This window comes from Nocardiopsis sp. LOL_012 (genome assembly GCF_048060475.1).
Classification (GTDB): domain Bacteria; phylum Actinomycetota; class Actinomycetes; order Streptosporangiales; family Streptosporangiaceae; genus Nocardiopsis.
Genome location: NZ_JBHMIV010000003.1, coordinates 1 through 20,481, shown reverse-complemented (window position 1 = coordinate 20,481; position 20,481 = coordinate 1). Strand labels below are relative to the sequence as shown.

General features: G+C 68.7%; 17 protein-coding genes, 1 tRNA gene and 1 pseudogene. 6 read left to right on the top strand and 13 right to left on the bottom strand.

The window, feature by feature from the left end; all coding sequences use genetic code 11:
• Nucleotides 1-402: 402 nt before the first annotated feature.
• From ACFHWE_RS02685 to ACFHWE_RS02630, 12 genes are all read right to left on the bottom strand, one after another.
• Entirely contained in the window at nucleotides 403-801 is a 399-nt protein-coding gene (locus tag ACFHWE_RS02685; protein ID WP_416598933.1) for a GNAT family N-acetyltransferase, read from the bottom strand.
• A 70-nt stretch (nucleotides 802-871) separates the two neighbouring features.
• A complete protein-coding gene (locus ACFHWE_RS02680) occupies nucleotides 872-1,852 on the bottom strand; it encodes a sugar kinase (RefSeq protein WP_416598932.1) in 981 nt (326 codons plus the stop codon).
• A complete protein-coding gene (locus ACFHWE_RS02675; RefSeq protein WP_416598931.1) occupies nucleotides 1,849-2,526 on the bottom strand; it encodes a bifunctional 4-hydroxy-2-oxoglutarate aldolase/2-dehydro-3-deoxy-phosphogluconate aldolase in 678 nt (225 codons plus the stop codon). Before ACFHWE_RS02675 ends, ACFHWE_RS02680 begins: the two co-directional genes overlap by 4 nt.
• Nucleotides 2,527-2,726: 200 nt before the next feature.
• Entirely contained in the window at nucleotides 2,727-3,506 is a 780-nt protein-coding gene (locus tag ACFHWE_RS02670) for a polysaccharide lyase family 7 protein (RefSeq protein WP_416598930.1), read from the bottom strand.
• A 13-nt stretch (nucleotides 3,507-3,519) separates the two neighbouring features.
• The gene (locus ACFHWE_RS02665; protein WP_416598929.1) at nucleotides 3,520-4,032 is read right to left on the bottom strand and encodes a hypothetical protein; all 513 of its coding nucleotides are present in this window, start codon (nucleotides 4,030-4,032) and stop codon (nucleotides 3,520-3,522) included.
• Nucleotides 4,029-4,616 (bottom strand): hypothetical protein, encoded by a 588-nt coding sequence (locus tag ACFHWE_RS02660; protein WP_416598928.1) that lies wholly within the window; start codon nucleotides 4,614-4,616, stop codon nucleotides 4,029-4,031. The genes ACFHWE_RS02665 and ACFHWE_RS02660 overlap by 4 nt, the downstream gene beginning before the upstream one ends.
• Before the next feature lie 24 nt (nucleotides 4,617-4,640).
• Nucleotides 4,641-6,668, bottom strand: a complete 2,028-nt coding sequence (locus ACFHWE_RS02655; protein ID WP_416598927.1) for a hypothetical protein — start codon at nucleotides 6,666-6,668, stop codon at nucleotides 4,641-4,643.
• 8 nt (nucleotides 6,669-6,676) lie between these two features.
• On the bottom strand, nucleotides 6,677-8,440 hold the full coding sequence (locus tag ACFHWE_RS02650; protein ID WP_416598926.1) for a heparinase II/III domain-containing protein: 1,764 nt from the start codon (nucleotides 8,438-8,440) through the stop codon (nucleotides 6,677-6,679).
• Nucleotides 8,428-9,195 carry an SDR family NAD(P)-dependent oxidoreductase gene (locus ACFHWE_RS02645; protein ID WP_416598925.1) on the bottom strand — a complete coding sequence of 256 codons (768 nt, stop codon included), beginning with the start codon at nucleotides 9,193-9,195 and terminating at the stop codon, nucleotides 8,428-8,430. Before ACFHWE_RS02645 ends, ACFHWE_RS02650 begins: the two co-directional genes overlap by 13 nt.
• A gap of 39 nt (nucleotides 9,196-9,234) precedes the next feature.
• Nucleotides 9,235-10,161 (bottom strand): carbohydrate ABC transporter permease, encoded by a 927-nt coding sequence (locus ACFHWE_RS02640; RefSeq protein ID WP_416598924.1) that lies wholly within the window; start codon nucleotides 10,159-10,161, stop codon nucleotides 9,235-9,237.
• Nucleotides 10,151-10,993, bottom strand: coding sequence for a carbohydrate ABC transporter permease (locus tag ACFHWE_RS02635; RefSeq protein ID WP_416598923.1), 843 nt, complete (start codon nucleotides 10,991-10,993; stop codon nucleotides 10,151-10,153). Before ACFHWE_RS02635 ends, ACFHWE_RS02640 begins: the two co-directional genes overlap by 11 nt.
• Before the next feature lie 149 nt (nucleotides 10,994-11,142).
• On the bottom strand, nucleotides 11,143-12,432 hold the full coding sequence (locus ACFHWE_RS02630) for an ABC transporter substrate-binding protein (protein ID WP_416598922.1): 1,290 nt from the start codon (nucleotides 12,430-12,432) through the stop codon (nucleotides 11,143-11,145).
• Between the two features lie 84 nt (nucleotides 12,433-12,516).
• Here ACFHWE_RS02630 and ACFHWE_RS02625 point away from each other — a divergent pair, with 84 nt between their 5' ends.
• Complete coding sequence (locus ACFHWE_RS02625; protein ID WP_416598921.1) at nucleotides 12,517-13,653, top strand: LacI family DNA-binding transcriptional regulator; 1,137 nt, start codon at nucleotides 12,517-12,519, stop codon at nucleotides 13,651-13,653.
• Nucleotides 13,654-13,905: 252 nt separating this feature from the next.
• Nucleotides 13,906-15,174 carry an MFS transporter gene (locus ACFHWE_RS02620; RefSeq protein ID WP_416599111.1) on the top strand — a complete coding sequence of 423 codons (1,269 nt, stop codon included), beginning with the start codon at nucleotides 13,906-13,908 and terminating at the stop codon, nucleotides 15,172-15,174.
• Between the two features lie 743 nt (nucleotides 15,175-15,917).
• On the opposite strand, the gene ACFHWE_RS02615 is transcribed toward ACFHWE_RS02620, so the two are convergent.
• Nucleotides 15,918-16,002 (bottom strand) — tRNA-Leu (locus ACFHWE_RS02615).
• Nucleotides 16,003-16,160: 158 nt separating this feature from the next.
• Between ACFHWE_RS02615 and ACFHWE_RS02610 the strand changes: the two genes are divergently transcribed.
• The 4 genes and pseudogenes from ACFHWE_RS02610 to ACFHWE_RS02595 form a co-directional block, all read left to right on the top strand.
• Nucleotides 16,161-17,483, top strand: a complete 1,323-nt coding sequence (locus ACFHWE_RS02610) for a M20/M25/M40 family metallo-hydrolase (protein WP_416598920.1) — start codon at nucleotides 16,161-16,163, stop codon at nucleotides 17,481-17,483.
• A 218-nt stretch (nucleotides 17,484-17,701) separates the two neighbouring features.
• Nucleotides 17,702-18,634, top strand: a complete 933-nt coding sequence (locus ACFHWE_RS02605; protein ID WP_416598919.1) for a hypothetical protein — start codon at nucleotides 17,702-17,704, stop codon at nucleotides 18,632-18,634.
• Nucleotides 18,635-18,793: 159 nt separating this feature from the next.
• The gene (locus ACFHWE_RS02600; RefSeq protein WP_416598918.1) at nucleotides 18,794-19,480 is read left to right on the top strand and encodes a chaplin; all 687 of its coding nucleotides are present in this window, start codon (nucleotides 18,794-18,796) and stop codon (nucleotides 19,478-19,480) included.
• A 305-nt stretch (nucleotides 19,481-19,785) separates the two neighbouring features.
• Nucleotides 19,786-20,481, top strand: a pseudogene (locus tag ACFHWE_RS02595) (hypothetical protein); the annotation flags it as partial.

The window sequence follows — 20,481 nt, the reverse complement described above, 5'->3', positions numbered from 1 at the left end:
AGAGCGGGGCGATCGCGATCGTCGTGCCGGGTATCCCGGCTGCCTTGTCCCTGGCTGTGCCGGTGGGGACCTCACCGGCGAGTTCTTGGACTGGCGCGTCACCTGCCCTGTCACCGGAGTCGGCAGGGGCCAACGCCGCCGCCCTCTTGGCCGCTGACCTGGCAGACCGGATGGTTGACGCAGGCACAGGGCAGTCGCCCCGGCGTGGTCGCCCCGGGTGGGGCGGCCCCTGGCATGGCACCCGGCTGAGGGGGCGCAGTCCCTCCGCGACAGCGTCGGCACGGCTTCGGGTCGCAGCCCGCCATTCGTCCTCGATGGTGCTGAACACCAGGGAGTCCCGCCATCCGTCTCGGATCAAGGCCGTGTGCCGGTGGTATCTCTCGTACGTCATGCCGAGTTTCGTCAGCACCCGGGCGGATCCCCGGTTCCGGGGGCGCACGTAACGCGAATCCTGTGGAGCCCCCACCCGTCGAAGCCCAGCGAGAGCAGCGAGCGGCCGATTTCCGTGCCGATTCCCCGGCCCCACAGCCTCGGATGCACGATGTAGGAGATTTCACCCTGGCGTTGTGTGTGACTGCGGACGTGCAGCTCACCCATGCCGACAACGGCGTTCCCGGCGCGTGCCGCATGGGTCAGCCTCCGGGGTGGTTCCTGCTCCCAGGCTTCGACCGCCGCTCTCACGAAATCGCGGGTCTGGTCCTCGGTATTCGGCCCCCAGGACTGGAAGCGGCAGACATCGGGCAGGCTGGCCCACGAGTGGACCGACTGCCAGTCGGCGAACACTGTCCTGTGCAAGGTCACCGGGCATGGGCTGATGGGCTGATGGGCTCAGCCAGAGCCAAGGGGATGCACGGTTTCGCGGGCGCACCTTTCATCGCAGGACGTCTCCGGTCGTCAGGAAGGTCTCCAGTTCGCCGCGGGTCGGCAACAGTTCGCAGTCGCCGGGAACGGACACGGCGTAGGCACCCATGGCGCAGGCTGTCCGGAGCCGTTGGAGGATGTCGGCTCCCCGTAGACGTTCTGACAGGTACCCGGCCACGAACGCGTCGCCGGCACCGACGGTGTCGACGACAGGGACGGACAGCGCTGGTTGTTTGTGGATCGCGCCGTCGATGCGGGCGGTGCACCCCTGGGCTCCGGTCTTTATGACGGCCTCGTCTGGCCCCGTCGCCGTCAGGCCCGCGGCCAGGGAATCGGGAGCGTCCTCCTCTGAGTCGAGGACGAGTTGGGCTTCCTCAATCCCGGCGAAGACGATGTCCGCCTCCGCGACGAGCCGTCGCAACTCGCACCGGGCCGTGGTTCTGTCCCAGAGCTTGCTGCGGTAGTTCACGTCGATACTGACGAGTACACCGTGCGCCTTCGCCGTGACGACCGCGTCCCAGGCGGCCTGGAGGGCGGAGGCACTGAGGGCCGGGGTGATGCCGGTGAGATGCAGGATCGCGGCCCGTCGGATCGTGTCGACCGGGATGTCGCGCGATGTGAGGCGGGAACCGGCCGATCCGGCGCGGTGGTAGTCGACATGGACCACGGCGGCAGCGCGGCGGTGGCGGACCATGAGGCCGGTGAAGGAGGTGTCCCGGACCACCATGGTGTGGATGCCTTCGGCCCTCAGACGGCGTCCGACGAGATCTCCGGCCGCGTCGTCTCCCACGCGGCCGATCCAGGTAACCGGGGCTCCCAGGCGCGCGGCACCGATGGCCACGTTGCTCTCGGCACCGCCGATACCGAAGGTGAAGTCACGCGCGTACTCCAGAGTGCCGACCGTGTGCGCGGTGATCAGGCCCATGGTCTCGCCGAAGGTGATGAGGCCGTCGTTGGCCCGCGGCGCGGGTGTGTCTCGGGAGTGTGTCACCGCGCGGCCCTGCCTTCGGAGACAGCCGCGAGGGCTTGGCGGCAGCGGGCCGCGAGGCGGCCGTCGGCGCCCTCCGTCGCCGCCGCGCCGACCAGGGGCGTGCCCAGGCCCACGGCGGCGACCCCGGCCGCGGTCCATGCCGGAACTTCGGTCAGGGAGATGCCGCCGGTGGGGATGAGGGGGATACCGGGAAGCGGACCGCGCAGGTCCGAGACGTACCGGGGCGAGACGGACGAGGCGGGGAAGAGTTTCACGGCGGGTGCGCCGGTATGGTCGGCGGCGTTGATCTCGGTGGGTGTGAGCGCGCCCGGGTAGGCGGCTACGCCCGCGGCGCGGGCCGTTCGGGCGACCTCGGGCGCCGACACCGGCGAGACGAGGAACCGGGCACCGGCATCGATGCAGGTCTGCGCTTGGTCGGCGGTCATGACTGTCCCCGCTCCGATGACCGCCTCTTGGCCGTAGGCGGTCGTGAGCTCACGAATGCACCGCAGGGCTCCGTGAGTGGTGAGGGTGATCTCGATGGCGTGGATCCCGGCGGCGAGCAACGTGTCGGCGATCACGGGGAAGTGCTCGGCGGTGGGGGCGCGCAGGATCGCGATCAGCCCACGGGAGGTGATCTCCGTGGTGATCGGGCATTCCGGCCGCGCGGGCGCCGGGTCGTCAGCTCGGGTCATTTCCGCTTCATGTCCTGTTCTGAGGCAGATGCTTTGCTTTGGGCGCCGGCCCTCGTACGGGCGGTGTGTACCGGGGAGAGGCGGGATCGGTGACCCCGCGCCTCCCGCGCCCCGAGGGCGGCGCGGGAGGTCGGTTCAGCCCGTTGTACTCTGCTGAGAGGTGCCGGGCCTCCTGGTCCGAGGCCCGACACCCCCTTTCATCAGGAGTGGGTGACCTTCAGGGCGTAGACGCTCACCTGGCCGTAGTTGGAGCTGCTGCACGGCGAGGAGTTGCCGCAGTTGGCCTGGGTGTAGGCGCCGACCTTGAAGTAGTTGCCGGACCCGGTGTGTGAGATGGTCGTCTGGAGGACGCCGTTGTAGTAGACCTTGATCTGGCCGTTGCTGACGACGTACTTGCCCTCGAAGACCGTGTGCAGGTTGTAGTTGCTGGTCACGAGCTTGTGGTGGGTGTCGTTGCCCTTGGTGATGTAGAGGTTGGAGCCTTCCAGGCGGAAAGCCGTGATGTCGTCGTCGGAGCCGTGGATCTGCGCGCCGACGACGTGCGGCTTGGTGTTGGGGAGCTTGTTGAACGCCTCCCTAAAGGTGAGGGTGTGGGTCCCCGAGGTGGCCGACCAGGACGCTCTCTCTGTGCCGTTGTTGGTCATCTCGCGCAGTTCGGAGCGCGCGTAGCTGGAGTTCGGCGTGGTCACGCCGTTGACGGGGGAGCGGAACTGCACGCCGGTGCACCTGTCATTCACCCTGAACCAGGGGTCCGAGGAGTACGTGGCGAGCGCGGGCTGCTTGATCTCGGTCGGCGAGCCGGAGGGCCCGGTCGGCAGGGTCTCCTTCCAGTTGGTGAGGTTGAGCTGCTGGGCGGGGTAGTCGCACGGGGCAGCCGCGGCCGCGGCGTCGGGGGCGACGATGGGCGCGGTCAGTGCCGTGAGGGTGGAGAGTGCGGCCACGGCGGCCATGGTGAGCGTGCGCTTGCGTGTGAGGCGCATGTCAGCTGTTTCCTTACTGTTGGTTGTGTCGGGTGTTGTGGGGGGTTGGGTCATGAGGTGTGCGACGGGGCGCAACCGTGTCCACAGGTTCCTGTCGCGTCACCGTCGGTGTTGCCTGCCAGGGTGCTGTCGCGCACCTGGCTCTGCGGGGTGGCTTCGAACTTGACGCCCCTGCAGAGTTGAAGGGGAGGGCGTTGCCCTCGGTGTCGTTGCGGATGCCTCCATCGGGGATGTCGCCGTCCACTCGGACCTCGGCGCCGAGGTTTTCGTGGGAGTGGTCGGCACGGAAGGGGGTGCCGCTGATGTGTGTGCCGGGGTCGCGCCGCCCCGTGCAGTCGTTGCTCTCCACCAGGTTCGCGGCGGAGTTCTCCTTGGTGTCCACGCACTCGTCGCCCCGGGTGTTGACCAGGTTGTGGTGGAACCAGTTGTCGTGGCTGGTGCCGGAGCCCTGGGCGACGGCGGACGCGGCGGGAACCGCCGCCGCCAGTAAGGCGCCCAACGCAGCGCCGCGGTGGGTGACTCTCATACCGGTCTCCTCGAAGCCGCAGGTGTGAGCAGGGAGAGGGCCAGGAGCAGGGGAAGGGTGGGGCCGAACAACAGAGGTCCCAGGGGGATCGGCAGCACGGCGAACGGAGCGAGTACGGCGACGAGCAACAGGACGACGGTTCGCCGCGGCGAACCGAAGGCCAGGACGGCCGCCCTGCGGCGTGGATCTTCATCCGTGCCGACCGCGCTGACGGCGGCCAGCGACAGGGTGTACACCGCCGTCGCGGCCATCAGTCCCACCTGGACGGGGAACAGCAACAGGCCCGTCGCACTTCGCGTGTCCAGGAGAAAGAGGCAGTTCAGGGCGAGGACGGCGAGCACGGCGGTGGCGATGAGACTCTCTCGCCACAGGGCGCGCCAGAGCCGGGGGAAGGCACGCAGCGTTCCGGTGAAGGGACGTCCGCCCCCTTCGCTCCGCCAGTCCTGCAACGCGCTTCCAGCGGCTGCCAGCGCCGGGAGCCAGGTGAGGATTCCCAGGGCCAGCAGGCAGAACGCGGCGCCTGCCAGCGCTGGCTGTGCGACGAACTCCATCGCCCGCAGTGCACCGCGTTCCCAGCCCTTCATGACGTACTCCCGGTTCTCAGTCGGTCAGATACTCAGCAGGCCCGTGAAAGGCTGGTCGGCCCGCAGCCTGTTACTGCCGTCGAGCTCGATGCTGCGCGCCCGTACGGTCGCGATCTGTGTTCCGGAGAGGAGAACCGCCGCCGCGTCGGCGTGTACGCGCTCCGTCTCGATGGCCCCCGTGCTCGGGGCGAGGAGCACGAGCTCGCTCTCGGCGCCCTCACCGACGGACACTGCGTGCCCCTGGTCCGAGGGCAGGAGAACAGCGGGGCCGGGCTGTGGGTCGAGCGCCCCCGTGCTCTCGAGGACGGTCAGGAACCTGGCATTGCGGGTCCTGGCGGTGGTGAGCCGCAGGGTATGCATCGTCTTGCTGACCTTGAGGCTCGGGGTGCTGGATGTGGGGTTCGCCTCCACATCGGTGCGCTCCTGAGCCGCATCGGCGTCCGTGGGTAGAAGCCGGGTGAGCCGCGCGCTTGCGGGCCCCGACTCCAACCGCCAGCCGTCCGGGTCCAGCTGGGAGGCGGGCCAGTCGGTGTGCAGCAGGTAGGTCCACTCGCGCGGGGAGTCGGCCTCGAGCTCGTCGAGGATGACGACACGCCCGCGCGGAGTCACCACCAGAGTACGGTCGAGGCGTCGCACCCCCAGCCGTTCGGAGAACATCGCTGCGGATTCCGACGTGGCATGGGCGAATCCGCCCTCCGCGAGCACGTCCCGTACGCTTGCCCGTCGCTCGTACGGCAGGCCTTCGTACACGTGGTAACGGCCCTCGTCCGCCCACCCCTGGCCGTCTACCAGGATCAGGTTGTGGTGCGCGGCACGCTTCTGGTTGCTGTATCCCTCGTCGACCGCGAGGAAGGAGCCGTGCGAGTGCAGGACGAAGGCTCCGGCGTCGGGGTGGTGGTGGCCCGCGCTCATGGCGTCCCACCCGCCTGCGGCTTTCAGCCGGTGTCCCTCCTCCCAGGCGCGGTGGCCGCCACCGGGCGCGGCTTTGAAGCTGACACAGGTGGCAGCGCTGTCCCAGCCCGTACGCGCCGTGATCTGCCCGAGGTCTGGGAAGTACGCGGTGAGGGGTTCCTGGTGGGGGGCGACGGGCACGACCCCCGGGTCGTACCAGAGCAGTTCGAGGAAGGCTTCGGGCATGACACCGGGGCGCACACCCGACTCGTACGCCTCGCGCCAGAAGTGGCGTTCCGCGACCAGGTCGCCCAGCCACTGCGCCGTGCTGTCGCGGTAGGCAGAGGCCAAGCGGTAGTAGAGGGCGACGCTGTGCCCGCTGCGCCGGTCGTGGCAGTCGCCGTGGTCGATGTTCTCCCCGAAACCCGGCGCGCTCTGGTGCAGGCGCCAGTGCGTGGTGTTGCGCAGGAAGCCGCCCACCGACCAGAGGTCGGCCCCCTCCTGCCGCTGCACGAGGTCGGTGTGGATGGCGAGCCACGGCACACCGTACCGCCAGTAGACGACCCCCTCCGAGTCCGAACCGTCCTCGGGCAGCATCCTCAGGACCGTCTCCAGATTCGCCCGGGCCGCTTTGGTCCACTCGGAACGCCCTAGTGCGTAGCCCGCTGTGGCGATACCGGTCCAGCAGATCCAGTTGTGGTTCTGCCAGTAGGCGCTCGACCACCAGCTGCCGGTGGTTTCCTCCGCGTACGAGTGGAGCCGCTCTCCCTGGAGTTCCAGTTTGGCCCGCAGGGTGTCTCGCCGTTCCGGCTCCAGGTCCTCACCCAGCCAGGAGTAGGCGAGCGAGAGGCCGTGCAGCAGCCATCCCGCGTCCAGGTCGTGGTCCGGCATGTGGGCTCGGCCCCAGTGGGGGAAGGCGACGCAGGTCGAGATCCAGCGCCATGCCTCCTCCAGATAGCCGCGCTGTCCGGTGAGCCGATAGGCGAGTGCCAGGTTGGCGGCGGCGGGCCCGAAGTAGGTGATGCTCGCCTCGGGGTGCTCCGTGGGCGGCGACTGTCGGCGGTACCAGTCGCACTGTTCGTACAGTCGGCGCCACTGGGCGGCGAGCGTCCCGTTCAGCTCACCGCGGAGCGGTTCGAGTCGCCCTTCGAGAAGCAGCATGTGCGGACTCACCTTCCGATGGAGTGGGTGGCGACGGTTCCGTCGGCCAGATCGATATGGACGGTTCGTTCGGACAGGCTCACCCGGCGGACGGGTGGTGTCGCTTCGGCGGACTGGTAGACGGAGGCGAACACCGCGCGCCGGCCGGTGGTCGACCAGTCGACCCCCCGGCATGTTCGCGCCGGGTCATCGGCGGGGCCCGGGTGTGCGACGACGGTGAACTCGGCAGGCGGACGCGATACGTGCTGCCCAGTCATGACCGCGGTCCCGCTCCCGCCTTCGCCCCAGACGGTGTGTGAGCGACCGGGGCCCTGAGCCACGACATCGAGATCGGTACCCGGGCGTAGCTGAGCCGTGAGCAGTCGCTCGTCATCGGCTTCGAGGACGAGGATGTCGAGGAGGTAAGGGGAGCCCGTGACGACCTGCCGCATGGCGGACACACCGTCGTAGGCCCCGACACATCTGCCGGTGTCGCCGTCGAGGACTGCGTCGCAAGGCGCCTGCTCCGAATCGTCGACGCGGAAGGTCGGGTGGGCCTTCGTGCCGGCGTAGTACGTCCGATAGGTCCGGTGCGCGTAGGGGACCTGCCCTGGATCAGGCTGCCAGGCGGTACCGTCATCCGCGTAGAGGTAGAGGGACAGCTTGTCCAGGTGCCCGTGCCCTCCCCCGTGTGGTCCGGCATCCAGAAGCGCGTGTACTCCGGCTGAACGGAACACCGCGTATCCCGTATCCGAGAAGGACCGCCTCAGGGCGCGGGCGGGCAGCGACGGTCCGCTGAACCAGCCCGGGAGGTCCGCTGGCAGCTCGGTGGCCACGTCCCGGGCTGCGGCGCTGGCTACCGCAGACAACGGGGCGCCGGCGAACAACTGATCAGCGAGTGCAGCCACCTCGCATATCTCGGCGGACTGCGCTTCACGCCGGTACGGGCCGTCGTGCAAGGCCGGCAGGGTACCGGCGGGAGTCGCGATACCGGCCAGGGCTACGGTCATCGCCCCCAGCACTCCGGCGATGTCCCCGGGTAACCGCTCCGGCCTGCTGCCTCGCAGAGCGAGCAGATACGCGTGCAGGACGAAGAGGTGGTAATAGGTACTGCCCTCCCACTCCCAGCCGTCCTCGTGCACCGCCGTGCGCATGTGCTCGAACAGCCCGTAGTGGTCCGCCAGTTCCACGGTGTCGGGTTCGACACCCTCAATGGCGAGTGCGGCCGACCGGCAGCACATCTCCGCGGCGGCAAGCCATGCCGTGTAGTTGGAACGGCTCTCCCCCTTGTGCCGCAGCTCCGCGTGCGCCTCACCGGCACAGTTTCCGAGCGACCGGAGGAAGGGCAGCAGGGTACCGAGTTCGGTACGCATCCCCCGGTGCGCGGCGAGCGTCCGTGCAGCGTGGGAGACAGCCACCGCCCAGATGGCTTCGGTGAGGGCCTGATGGAAGAGGCGGCCGTGCAGCATCCAGCTGGCCGCTCCCGGGTGCTTGCTGGGAAGACTCGCGTACAGCTCCGCGTACTCCAGGAGCAGCCGCAGTGCTTCGGAGCGCTCGGCCGACCCGCCGCAGGCGAGATGCCGCAGGCGCTGGGCAGCGGCTTGATGGGCCAGTACGGTCCGCGCACCGCGCACCGCCTCCGTGTCCATCCGGCAGCCGTACCGGCATGCGGCTCCGGTGCTCGGGAAGGGATCGCCGATCAGGTCGCCGTGGTCGAGCTCGACGCCGTGGGCCGGGCACACATAGGCGTGCCACCAGCCGCCCCGCTCACGGGTGATGGTCAGCGCGGCCATACGCCACCGCCGATGTCGAGGGTGGCTCCGGTGATGTAGCCGGCCTCGTCCGAGGCGAGGTAGACGGCTGCACCGGCGACGTCCTCCACCGTGCCGCCACGGCCGATGGGAAGCTTCTCGACAATGCCCTGCTGAGCCTCGGGCGAGGTGAACGTGTCGTGGAAGGCGGTGCCGCCAATGTATCCGGGGGCGAGCGCGTTGACCGTGACGCCGTTGCCTCCGACCTCCTTGGCCAGCCCCTTGGTGAAGCCGATCACTCCGGCCTTGGCCGCGGCATAGGCGACAGCCCCGGGGCCGCCGCCGTCATGGGCCGCCTGGGAGGCCATCAGGACGAAGCGGCCCGAGGGTCCCGCCTCCTTCACGTACGGCAGTGCCGCCCGGCACGTGCGGAAGACGGAGAAGAGATTGACATCGACCACACTGCGGAAGTGCTCTTCGCTCATCTCGGTGACGGGCACCCGACCGACCAGGTGTCCCGCGTTGGCCACGACGATGTCGAGTCCTCCGAGAAGGGCGACGCCCTCGTCCACGAGTCGAGTGACCTCGTGGGGGTCGGTGACGTCAGCGGCCAGACACGCGGACTTGCGCCCCATCGCGATGATCTCGGCCACGACCCTCTCAGCGGCAGCGGCGGAGTGTCCGTGATGAACGATCACGTCCGCGCCCGCCCCCGCCAGTCCGAGCGCGACCGACGCGCCGATGCCGTGGCCTGCACCGGTGACGAGCGCTCGGCGACCTGTGAGATCAAAAGGCATGAGAATTCTCCATGGTTATTTCGGAAAAGAGGAGCGGGGCTATTTGATGCCTGATCTGGCGAATCCCTGGACGAAGTAGCGCTGGGTGAAGAGGAACAGCACCACCATCGGAATGGTGGCCAGCGTCGTGCCCGCCATCAGATAAGCCCAGGCGTTCTGGTCGGCCTGCTGGAAGGTGGAAAGACCCACCTGGATGACACGGAGATTGGTGTCGCTGGTGATGATCAACGGCCAGAGAAAGTTGTTCCAGCTGCTCTCGAAGGTGAGTAGCGCGACAGTGGCGATAGCTGGTTTGACTAGGGGCGTCATCACCCGTGCGTAGATACCGAACTCACCCATTCCGTCGATGCGGGCAGCCTCTTCCAGCTCACGCGGCAGTGAAAGGTAGAATTGTCGGAAGAGGAAGATGGCGAAGGGTGTCAGTGCGCCCGGGACGATCAGGCCCCACCAGGAGTCGAGCCAGCCGTGCCCGCCCTGTCCCAGATAGTCGTTCCCGCCGAAGAACGGGATTCCCTTGGCTATCAGGTACTGCGGGACAATCTTTGTGTACGTCGGGATCATCATGGTGGCGAGTACCCCCATGAACACCAAGGTCCGACCGCGGAAGGGCACGCGGGCCAGTGCGTACCCCGCCGTGGACGCCAGGACGAGGTTGAACGCTGTGTGTCCGAACGAGATGAGCAGGCTGTTTTTGAAGTACGTACCGAAGGGGGCGTACTCCAGGGCCTCGGAGTAGTTGTCCCAGTCCCATACCTGCGGCAGCAGGTTGGGGGGATAGGAGGCGAGGTCGGGATCGGTTTTCAGCGAGGTGATGATCATCCAGAGGAAGGGGAGCACCATCGCGAGCGATACCGTGGCGAGTGCCAGGTGTAGGACCGTCCTCCGCAACAAGCGAGCGAGCGGGAGGCGGTTCGCGGGCAGGGGCCCGCGATCCGTGTCTCCCTGGAGGAGCTTCTCAGCGGACATCCTCTTCCTTTCCGGTGAGGCGTCGACTGATCAGCATCAGCACCAGCAGGAACGCGAACAGCACCACGCTCTGCGCACAGGCAGCGCCCATGTTGAACTCCTTGAACGCCGTGCGGTAAATCTCATAGGTCATGACCGTGGTCGAGTTGCCGGGCCCACCGTCCGGTGTCAGTACGTACAGCTGGTCGAACGCCTGGAAGGAGTCGATGATCGACACCACCAGGACGAAGAACGTCGCTGGTTTCAGCAGGGGGAGCGTGATGGCGAAGAACTGCTGGATCTGCGAGGCCCCGTCGATCCGAGCCGCTTCGTACACGTCCTCCGGCATCGCCTGCAACGCGGCTAGGTAGATGAGCATCTTGATGCCGATGCCCTTCCAGATGCTGACGATGATCACTGCGGTGAGCGCCCAGTCCGGGTCGGCGAGCCAGGCCGGCCCGTCGATGCCCACCCAGCCGAGCATGGTGTTGACCACACCGAGCCGTGGTTCGAACATCCACATCCACACGAGGGCGATCGCAACCGTCGCGGTGACATGCGGCATGAAGACGGCGGTGCGGTACCAGACGGCTGCCCGCATCTTCACGTTGAGCAGGACGGCCAGGACCACCGCGATGGCCATGGCGACGGGCACGGTGAAGAAGGTGAACACCACCGTGTGCCAGATGGAGGCGTTCCACGTCTCGTCGCTGAAGATCTCCCGGAAGTTGTCCAGGCCATTGAACGCGACCGTGCCGGCGAGGATGTCGTAGTCGGTGAAGGCCAGGACGAAGGTCGCGGCTACGGGAATACCGATCCACCAGACGAGGTGGATGACTGAAGGCGCCAGCATGAGCACGGCCGCCCTGCGCCGATCATGACCGAACCTCTTCGTGCGCGGAGTGCGACCGCTCCCGGGCGGCAGCCCCGAATGCGTGGTAGAACGATGCACTGCCGACCCTTCCGCGATTGTGTCTGCGGTAGCACCGGGGGACGCCGGCATCAGGGCCCCTCGGCGATGATCGTCTCGGCCTTCCTGGCGAGTCCGTGGAGGGCCTCGGCGGGGGTGACGTTGCCGAGCAGGGCGTTTTCCAGCGCCGGCTTGAACTCCTCACGAATCTCGAGCCAGGTGGGCACCCCGCCCTCGGAGAAGGCGTGGTCGAGGTTGTCCACGGCGAAGGAGACGAGCTTGTTGTTCTGAACGTACGGGGAGTCGGCCGCGCTGAGGACCGCCGGAATGTTTCCCCGCTGCTCGGCGGCCAGGGGCGACACCTTCTCGCCCGACAGGAACTCCACCAGCTTCTTGGCCTGCTCGGGGTGGCTGGTCTCCGCCGACATGGTGGCCAGCGTGCCGCCCTGGAAGAGCGCGGGACGCTGCTGGTTCAGCATGAACCCGGCGACCTTGTCCTCGGTGATCAGCTCGGGGGCGCTCTCGGAGATCTGCCGCCACATGTCGTTGTGGCCGATCATCATGGCCGCTCGCCCCTGCACGAGGGGAGCGGCGACGGCCCCCTGCTGGGTGAACCCGTAGTCCTCGATCTTTTCCGTGCGGATGATGTCCACCATCCACTGGAGGGCGTCCACCGCTTCGTCAGAGTCGAAGACCGGGTTGCCGCCGTCGAACAGGTCGGCTCCGTGAGCCCACATCACAGGAAGATAGGTCTGGCGGAGGTCGTTGCTGAGGATGTCGACGCCGGCGCGGGTCAGCTCGCCGTTCCTGCGGATCGTCAGCTCCCTCGCCATCTCCTTCAGCTCGGTGAGGTCTTGGGGCGGAGCCTCGATGCCCGCTTCGGCGAAGATGTCCTTGCGGTAGATGCCCATCCTGGTGTCGAGCAGGATCGGGCGGGCGTAGACCTTGCCGTCGTATATACCGGGCTGGATCACCCGGGGGTTGTACATTCGAGCCAGTTCGGCCTCGGTCGTCTCCAGATCGGCCAGGACCCCCTTCTCCGCGAAGGGCGGTATCCAGCCGACGCCCATGAGCATGACGTCGTAGGGCTGGCCGCCCACGATCGAGGTGGTCAGCTTCTCGTTGAGCTTCCCGTACTCGGTGTAGTCGACCTGGACGCTGACGCCGGGGTTGTCCTTCTTGAAGTCTTCGAGCAGGGACGTGAGGAGCTCCTGCCCATCCGCTCGGTCGAAGATCGGCGTAAGTAGGCGCAGCGCGGCACTGCCACCGCCCGACTCGCCGGGGGCGGCTCCGCCGCAGGCGGTCAGTGCCGCGCTGGCGACCGCTGCGGCGCCTAGGCCAAGCAGGCTTCGTCTGGACAGGGAAGAGGGGTATGAACGCACAACTGACTCCCTACAGTGGGACGTGCACTGGGTGGGCGAGACTTGCGTTGATCGTGGTGCACCGATTTACTAGTGCATTGATGTATGAGACTAAGAACACTCTTACTTGATGTCAACATCGTGGAAACCTTGAGTTTTCAAGGCGAGCGGGGGGTGGATGTGGGTGGAATAACGATTTACCAGGTGGCGGCGGAAGCGGGGGTCTCACCTAGCACGGTCTCGAATTTGCTCAACGGCCGGACCGGCAAGATGCTCCCGGAGACCAGGGCCCGGGTCGAGTCGGCGATCCGGCGTCTGGGCTATCGGCCCAACAGGGCCGCCCAGCAGTTGCGTACCGGGCGAATCCATACGCTCGGGCTGATCGTGCCGTCGGTAGCCAACCCGTTCTGGGGCACGTTCGCACGTCACCTCGAAGCCGCAGCCCTGGCGGAGGGTTTCTACATGCTCCTGTGCAACAGCGAGCGCGACCAAGACCGTGAGCGCCACTACGTCGAGCAGCTCTGGGGGGACGGCATCGGTGGCGTGGTCCTGTGCTCCTCGCTCCCGTCGCTCGACCACGTGACGCCGATCGTCGAGGCGGGGCTCAAGCTGGTGGCCTTCGACCGCACCGCCCAACCCGGCGACCCACACAACGTGGTGAACATCGGGACGGACAACGTGCTTGGAATGCGCCTGGCCACAGAACATCTACTGGAGCTCGGACACCGGAGGCTAGCCTTCGTGTCCGGATCCATCGGCAGCATCAACAGGGCCGAACGCCACAGCGGGTTCCGACAGGCCATCGAGGCCGCCGGCCTGCCCCCGGAAGCCGGAATCGTGTGGTCGGGGGCGGACACCCTGGACTTCGACGACCGGGACACCGCCGAACTCGGACGTGTCGCCGCGCTGGAAATCCTCTCCTCCCCCCATCCGCCGACCGCGATCGTCGCCATCAACGACATGTGCGCGCTCGGTATCGTCGCGGGTGCCAGGGAAGCGGGATTCGTGGCCGGCCGCGACGTCTCCGTGACCGGCTACGACGACATCATGCTCGCGGGTATGGCCATGCCCGCACTCACCACGGTGCGGCAGCCGGTGGAGGAGATGGCCGCCACCGCGTTCGCCAAGCTGCGCCAGGCCATGGACGGGGAGGGCGGGGAGAGTGGTCATTCCATCCTGCACCGGCCCGCACTGGTGGTCCGAGACTCGACCTCAGCGCCCGTGACGTCCCCGGTCATGTAGCCGACCGCATCTTCTCCACCACAGTCGAACCCGCGGATACTCCCCGCACACGCGCCCGGCCGTTGACGGAGCCGGTCCGCCCAGGCTGTCGTCCTCGTTGGGGACGGAGCGGCACACCGGAACGAAAGCCGACGTATGAGCCGGACGACGACTAGGAGGCGAACCCGATTGAGTGCGGAACCCGGAAACGGTTCCACCCCCACACCCGACACCCGTGATTCGTTCGGAGCCCTTCCCCTCAGGGCCTCTCTACTGTCCGCGCTGAGGGTGAGGAACTACCGCCTGTTCTTCCTCGGCCAGGTCGTCTCCAACAACGGTACATGGACGCAACGCATCGCCCAGGATTGGCTGGTTCTCAGCCTCACCGGTTCCTCGACAGCAGTCGGCATCACAACCGCCCTGCAGTTCCTGCCTCTGCTGCTCTTCGGCCTGCACGGTGGCGTCCTCGTCGACCGCCTGCCCAAACGTCCCGTACTCCTCGCCACCCAGGTGGCCATGGCCCTCACAGCCCTCGCCCTCGCTGTACTCACCCTGACCGGCCACGTCCACGTCCTGCACGTGTATGCCGCCGCGTTCGCCGTGGGCCTGGCGACCGCGCTCGACAACCCCGCGCGCCAGTCCTTCATTTCCGAACTGGTCGGCCCGGAACTGCTGCGCAACGCGGTCGGCCTGAACTCTGCGAACTTCCAGTCCGCCCGGCTCATCGGTCCGGCCTTGGCGGGGTTCTTGATCATGGGCGTTGGCACGGGGTGGGCGTTCCTCTTCAACGGAGTGTCCTTCGTCGCCCCTCTGGTCTGCATGATGCTGATGCGCGGTCGCGAACTGTACGCTGTTGAGCGCGCGCCGCGCGGAAAGGGGCAACTGCGTGAGGGCCTGCGCTATGTCGCTGGCCGCCCCGACCTGCTCTGGCCCATTGTCCTGGTCGGCTTCTTCGGTACCTTCGCGCTCAACTTCCCCGTTCATCTCTCCGCCTTCGCCGACGACGTCTTCCATGCCGGTGCAGGCGCCTACAGCCTCTTCAACACCCTGGTCGCCGTGGGCTCCCTGGCAGGAGCGCTGCTCGCCGCCCGGCACGAGGCCACATGGAGACTGCCCTTCCTCGCCGCGCTGGCCTTCGGCGTACTGCAGGCCGTGGCCGCCGTGACGCCGACTCTGTGGAGCTTCGCGCTGCTCCTGGTCCCTATGGGCCTGTTCGCCATGGTCGTCAACGTCACCACCAATACCACCATGCAGACCTCCACTGCCCCGGCCATCCGCGGCCGGGTCACCGCGCTGTACATGATGGTCCTCCTCGGCGGCGCGCCTCTCGGCGCTCCGGTGGTCGGCTGGATCACCGACACCTACGGAGCCCGGACTGGCCTTGCTGCGGCCGGAGCGGTGGCGGCTGTCACCGCGACGATGACCGGCCTCCTCCTCGTCAGAGCCGGCGGTCACCGGATCGTGGTCGGCTGGAGCCGCCCCTTCCCGCGGATCCGGATCGAGCCTCGAAAGACGAGCGAGGGAGCCGACCTGCCCAAGTGACCGGCGTCCGTGACGCCCGTGCTGAGCTTCCCCCGTTTGTCCGGAGACTTCCGGGTCCGGCTCGCTCAAGGACAGATCGAGGAGGGAAGTTGGTGCGGCGGTGCCCGGGAGACACCCCGATGACCTGCGCGAGCGTGCGGTGCGCTTGTATCGCGAGTCCGACCCCAGGTCCCCTTCAGCTTCGGCCGACCGGCCGAGCGGCTGAACACGCGCCCCGAGGCACCGCGCAACTGGATCCGCCGGGACGAGGCCGATCGGTGCCAGCGCCTGAAGCAAGGGGGACGCCGGACTGTTGGAGGGCATCACCCAGATCCGCCTAGCCCGCGAGTTCGACCCGACCTACGGGGCTCCCCGCGGGTCTGGCACCATCTGCACTGCCAGGGGGTGTGCTGATCTCGCAAGCGCGTCGAGCGCCTCGTGCGTGAGAACGGTCTGGCCGGTGCGCACCCGCGCAAGGGATGGAAGCGCGGCTCCACTCGGCAGGACCCCTTCCACACCGCCGCACCGAACCTGGTGGAGCGCGACGCGGTAAGGAGCAGCGGATCGGGCGCTACAGCCGCCGATGCACTCGCCCGGTCGGCCCGAACCCCATCGTCCGGCGTCTGCGTAGAAGCGACCTGGTGGTCCCTTGTGACGCGGTGCTGTGGGAGCTCGTGTGGGCAGGGAACGCCGAAGGCCCGACGCCGAGCAATCTCGTAGAGTCGCTTGGGCCGGGCCCGTACCCCTGCATGGGGGTAATCCTGTGTCCGAGGGGGGACTTGAACCCCCACAGCCTTAACGGCCACTAGCACCTCAAGCTAGCGCGTCTACCTATTCCGCCACCCGGACCGGTGTGATGACCAGCGGAGCTCGCCGCCGGACACGACAACCATAGCAAAGGTCTGAAGTGGCACGAACCAGTTTCCCGCCGTCGGGCGGCGGTGTGACAGGCTCGGGAACGTCAGTCAGTGAGGCCACGAGGGCGAGGCCGGACGGGAGCTGGACAGATGGCAGAGCCGGAGCAGGGGTTGAGCACCGCCGAGGTCGAGGTCGTCGACCTGTGCAGGGAGCTCATCGGGATCGACACCTCCAACTACGGCGACCACTCGGGGCCCGGTGAGCGCGAGGCCGCCGAGTACGTCGCCGGAAAGCTCGACGAGGTGGGCGTCGAGTCCCGGATCTACGAGAAGCACCCGGGCCGCAGCAACGTGGTCACGCGGATCGAGGGGGAGGACTCCAGTCGCCCGCCCCTGCTCATCCACGGGCACCTGGACGTCGTCCCGGCAGCAGCCGAGGACTGGACCCACCACCCCTTCGCGGGTGAGGTCGCCGATGACTGCGTGTGGGGCCGAGGCGCCGTCGACATGAAGAACATGGACGCCATGGTGCTCGCCGTGCTGCGGCAGCGGTTGCGCGAGGGCCGCCGCCCGCCGCGCGACATCGTGCTGGCCTACCTCGCCGACGAGGAGGCCGCCGGGACGTGGGGCGCCCGCTACCTGGTCGCCGAGCACCCCGAGCTGTTCGCCGACTGCGACGCAGCGATCAGCGAGGTCGGCGGCTTCTCCTTCACGGTGAAGGACGATCGCCGCCTCTACCTGGTGGAGACCGCGGAGAAGGGCATCGCCTGGATGAAGCTGACCGCGCGCGGCACGGCCGGGCACGGTTCGATGGTCAACGGCGACAACGCGGTCACCGAACTGGCGGCGGCGGTGGCGCGCCTGGGCGAGTACCGGGCACCGGTGCGGCTCACCCCGACCGTGCGCACGTTCCTGGAGGAGATCTGCGAGGAGTTCGGGATCGCCTTCGACGAGGGCGACGTCGACGCCACGGTCGCTCGGCTCGGCCCGATCGCTAGCATGATCGGTGCCACGCTGCGCAACACCCTCAACCCCACGGTGCTGGACGGGGGATACAAGGCCAACGTCATCCCCGGTGAGGCCTCCGCGCAGGTGGACGGCCGCTTTCTCCCAGGGACCGAGCAGGAGTACTTCGAGCAGATCGACCGGCTGCTGGGCCCCAAGGTCGACCGTGAGTTCATCGCCCACCTGCCCGCCGTCGAGACCCCCTTCGAGGGCGGGCTGGTCCACGCCATGCAAGCGTCCCTTCTGGCGGAGGACCCCGGGGCCAAGGCCGTGCCCTACTGCCTCTCCGGCGGTACCGACGCCAAGAGTTTCGCCAAGCTGGGAGTGCGCAACTTCGGGTTCTCGCCGCTGAAGCTGCCTCCCGAGCTGGACTTCTCCGGCATGTTCCACGGGGTCGACGAGCGTGTCCCGATCGACGGCCTTCAGTTCGGTGTACGGGTGTTGGACCGGTTCATCGACATGATCTGACCATGTCCTGCTTTGTCGGGCCAGGACGTCCGGAGAAAGCGAGAAGTCTGCCGAAGGAGGCGCGCTTCCTCGTGCGCGATCACCCAACGTGATGTTAATGTTGCGGTCAGTCGAAGGGTGCTGAGGTGCTCCGCTCGCGTCAGAGGGCGGAAGCCGCCCGGCACCCGCACGTGAGCGCGGCGCGGCCGCACAGTGGCAGTGGGATCGAAGGGGCACCGATGGCTTTCACGGAGCGGGGGGGACCGGCCGCAGCCGGTCGCGTGCCCTTCGGTTCCCGTGGTGCCTGCCTCCGCCTGCTGCTCCTGTCGGGCCTCGCCGTCGCCGCGTGGCTCGCCGGGGTCGGTGTCGCCCACGCTGAGACCGGCCCCGAGGCCGGCGGCCTGGTCGGCACGATCGTCGGGCTCCCGGAGGAAGCGGCAGGGAACGCCGACCGCGCTCCATCCGACGACACCCGTCGTCCCATGCTCTCCGAGACCGCTTCTCGGACCGCCTCGACCACGGGGGCGCTCACCGACACCGTGCTCCGTCCGACCGCGGTGCTCTCCGCGGACGGTCTGGACACGGTCGGTACCGCCACCGCAGGTGGCGCCGACGACCTCGTCAGGGGTCTGGCCCGCACCGGACGCAGCGTCGTGGAGTCCGCCGACGGATCGCTGGGCGAAACCGCACTGGTGGACACCGTCACCACCGGGTTGACCGACCCGGCGAGTGTGACCGACGGTGTGGCCCACGTGGTCCCGATTCAGCTGCCCCCGCCCGGAACCAGTGGCTCCGCCGCGGTACCCGAAGGCGAGCAGCAGGACGGCGCCGAGACCGGTGGCGGACCGGTGGAGCCCGTGGGTACCGCCGCCGCCACGGGCGGACTCCCGTCCGAAGCCGCTCGGGAGGCGGCCCGCGACGAGGTGGCCCGGACCGCCCACGACGAGCGGTCCGACGACCGCGTGCACCCCGCTCCCGGCGCTTCGCCGCACTCGGCGGCCGCCGACGCGACCGGTTCGTCCGCTCCGTCCTTCCCCGCGCCCGGCGCGGCCGGATACCTCATGGCCAGGGACCTGTACTTCGTCCCCCAGGCCCACCGGGTCGCCCTTCCCGGCGACCCCACCCTGGTGGTCCGCGACGCCGCGGACGACCCCTCCTTCTCCCCTGACTAGCCGCGCTTTCGACCGCGGCCGGTCCGTGCGCCCCTGTGCGCGACCGCCCCACCGACTTCCGGTGGGCGCCCCCTCCTTCGCCTGATCGGGCTGGGAGCCGCCGTCCGCGGTCCACGAGCAGCAGACACCTCTTCTTTCTCGTCGACCGAAGGACATCCCATGCCCTACACGGCCTCCGCACGCCTCACCGCCCTCATGGCGGCCGGGTTCCTCACCGCTACCGCCACCGGCGTCCACGCCGACGACGTGGCCACCTCCGGGAACGGTTCCCTCCTCGGCGGTAACCAGCTCGTTCTCGACCTGGACGCCCCCGTCAACGTCTGCGGCAACGCCATCGCCGTCGTCGGTGTCACCGGGGCCGCCTGCCTGGGGGGTGAGGCCGAGACGGTCGACGGCCGGGCCTCGTCCCCGGACGGGCCGAGTGACGGAGGGGAGACCCCGGGTGACGGCTACGACGGTGGCGGCGGAGGCTCTGACGACGGCGGAGACGGCGGGGACGGTGGAGACGGCGGCGGCGATGGCGGCGATGGCGGCGGCGGAGACGGAGGCTCCGACGACAGCGGCGGCGGCGACAGCGGCGGCGGCGACAGCGGCGGCGGCGACAGCGGCGGCGGGGACGGCGGCGGCGGGGACGGCGGCGGCGGGGACAGCGGCGGCGGGGACGGACCGGGTTCCTCCGGCGGATCGGACTGGGACGGCACCCCCGAGCAGGACAGGGCCGATGGCGGCGCGCTCGCCACGACCGGCGGCTCCGGGCTGATCGGCATGGTCGCCACCGCCCTGGCCACCGCCGCGGCCGGAATGACCCTCATCGTCCTCGGAGTGCGCCGACGCGCCGGCGCCTGACCGGCTCGCCCGGGCCGCCCGCGGCCCGGGGGCTGACGTGAGTCCCGCGTATCGCTCGCGGGGTTCACGCCAGCCATCGCTCAACCAGAGCGGAGCTGATCGACGGAGCGCCGAGCGTTCGCCCCGCACCCGGCGGGGACGGAGCGCCGAGCGTTCGCCAGACCGGCAGACACACACCGCCCAGGTGTGGAGCCGACCGGACGATCCCCGGCCCCGGTCGAAGGCCCGCGCCCCATCCAGGGGTGCGGAGCGGCCTGCGGCCCGAGCACATCCCGAACACCTCGTTCTCTGAAAGGACTTCCCGCATGAGCAAGTGGGCCAGTACCTCCGCGAAGACGATGCTGCTGGCATTCGGCTTCGTGACGCTGGGCACCGGAGCGGCCTACGCCGACAGCGACGTGGCCACCTCCGGCAACGGTTCCCTCCTCGGCGGCAACCAGGCCGTGGTCGACGGGGACGTTCCCGTCAACGTCTGCGGCAACGCGATCGGCGCGGTCCTCGGCATCGCCGGGGCCTCCTGCACCGACTCGGACGCCGTCGTGAAGGAGCCGCACCGCGACATCGCCACTTCGGGCAACGGTTCGCTGCTGGGCGGCAACCAGCTGGTGGCCGAGCTGGACGTGCCGGTGAACGCGGCGGGCAACGCGGTTGGGGCGGTCGGTGGTGTCGCCGGGGCGGCGGCCACCGACTCCGACGCGATCGTCCGCGAATCCTCCGACCGCAGCCGCCACGGTGACAAGGGGGGCGACCACGGCTACCGCTCCCACCAGAGCAGCCCGGCCTTCACGGCCTCCGACGCCGAGGCCGCGATGGAGCTGCTGAACGAGGCGACCGAGAACGCCTCGGTCCTGCCCGTGGGCGAACTCTCCCGCAGCGTGGACATGGGCGTCCTGCGCCAGTCCGCCCCCGCGGAGCGCCAGCAGCAGTCGGCCCGTGTGCACCAGAGCGCGGACTACGTGGCCACTTCGGGCAACGGTTCGCTGCTGGGCGGCAACCAGCTG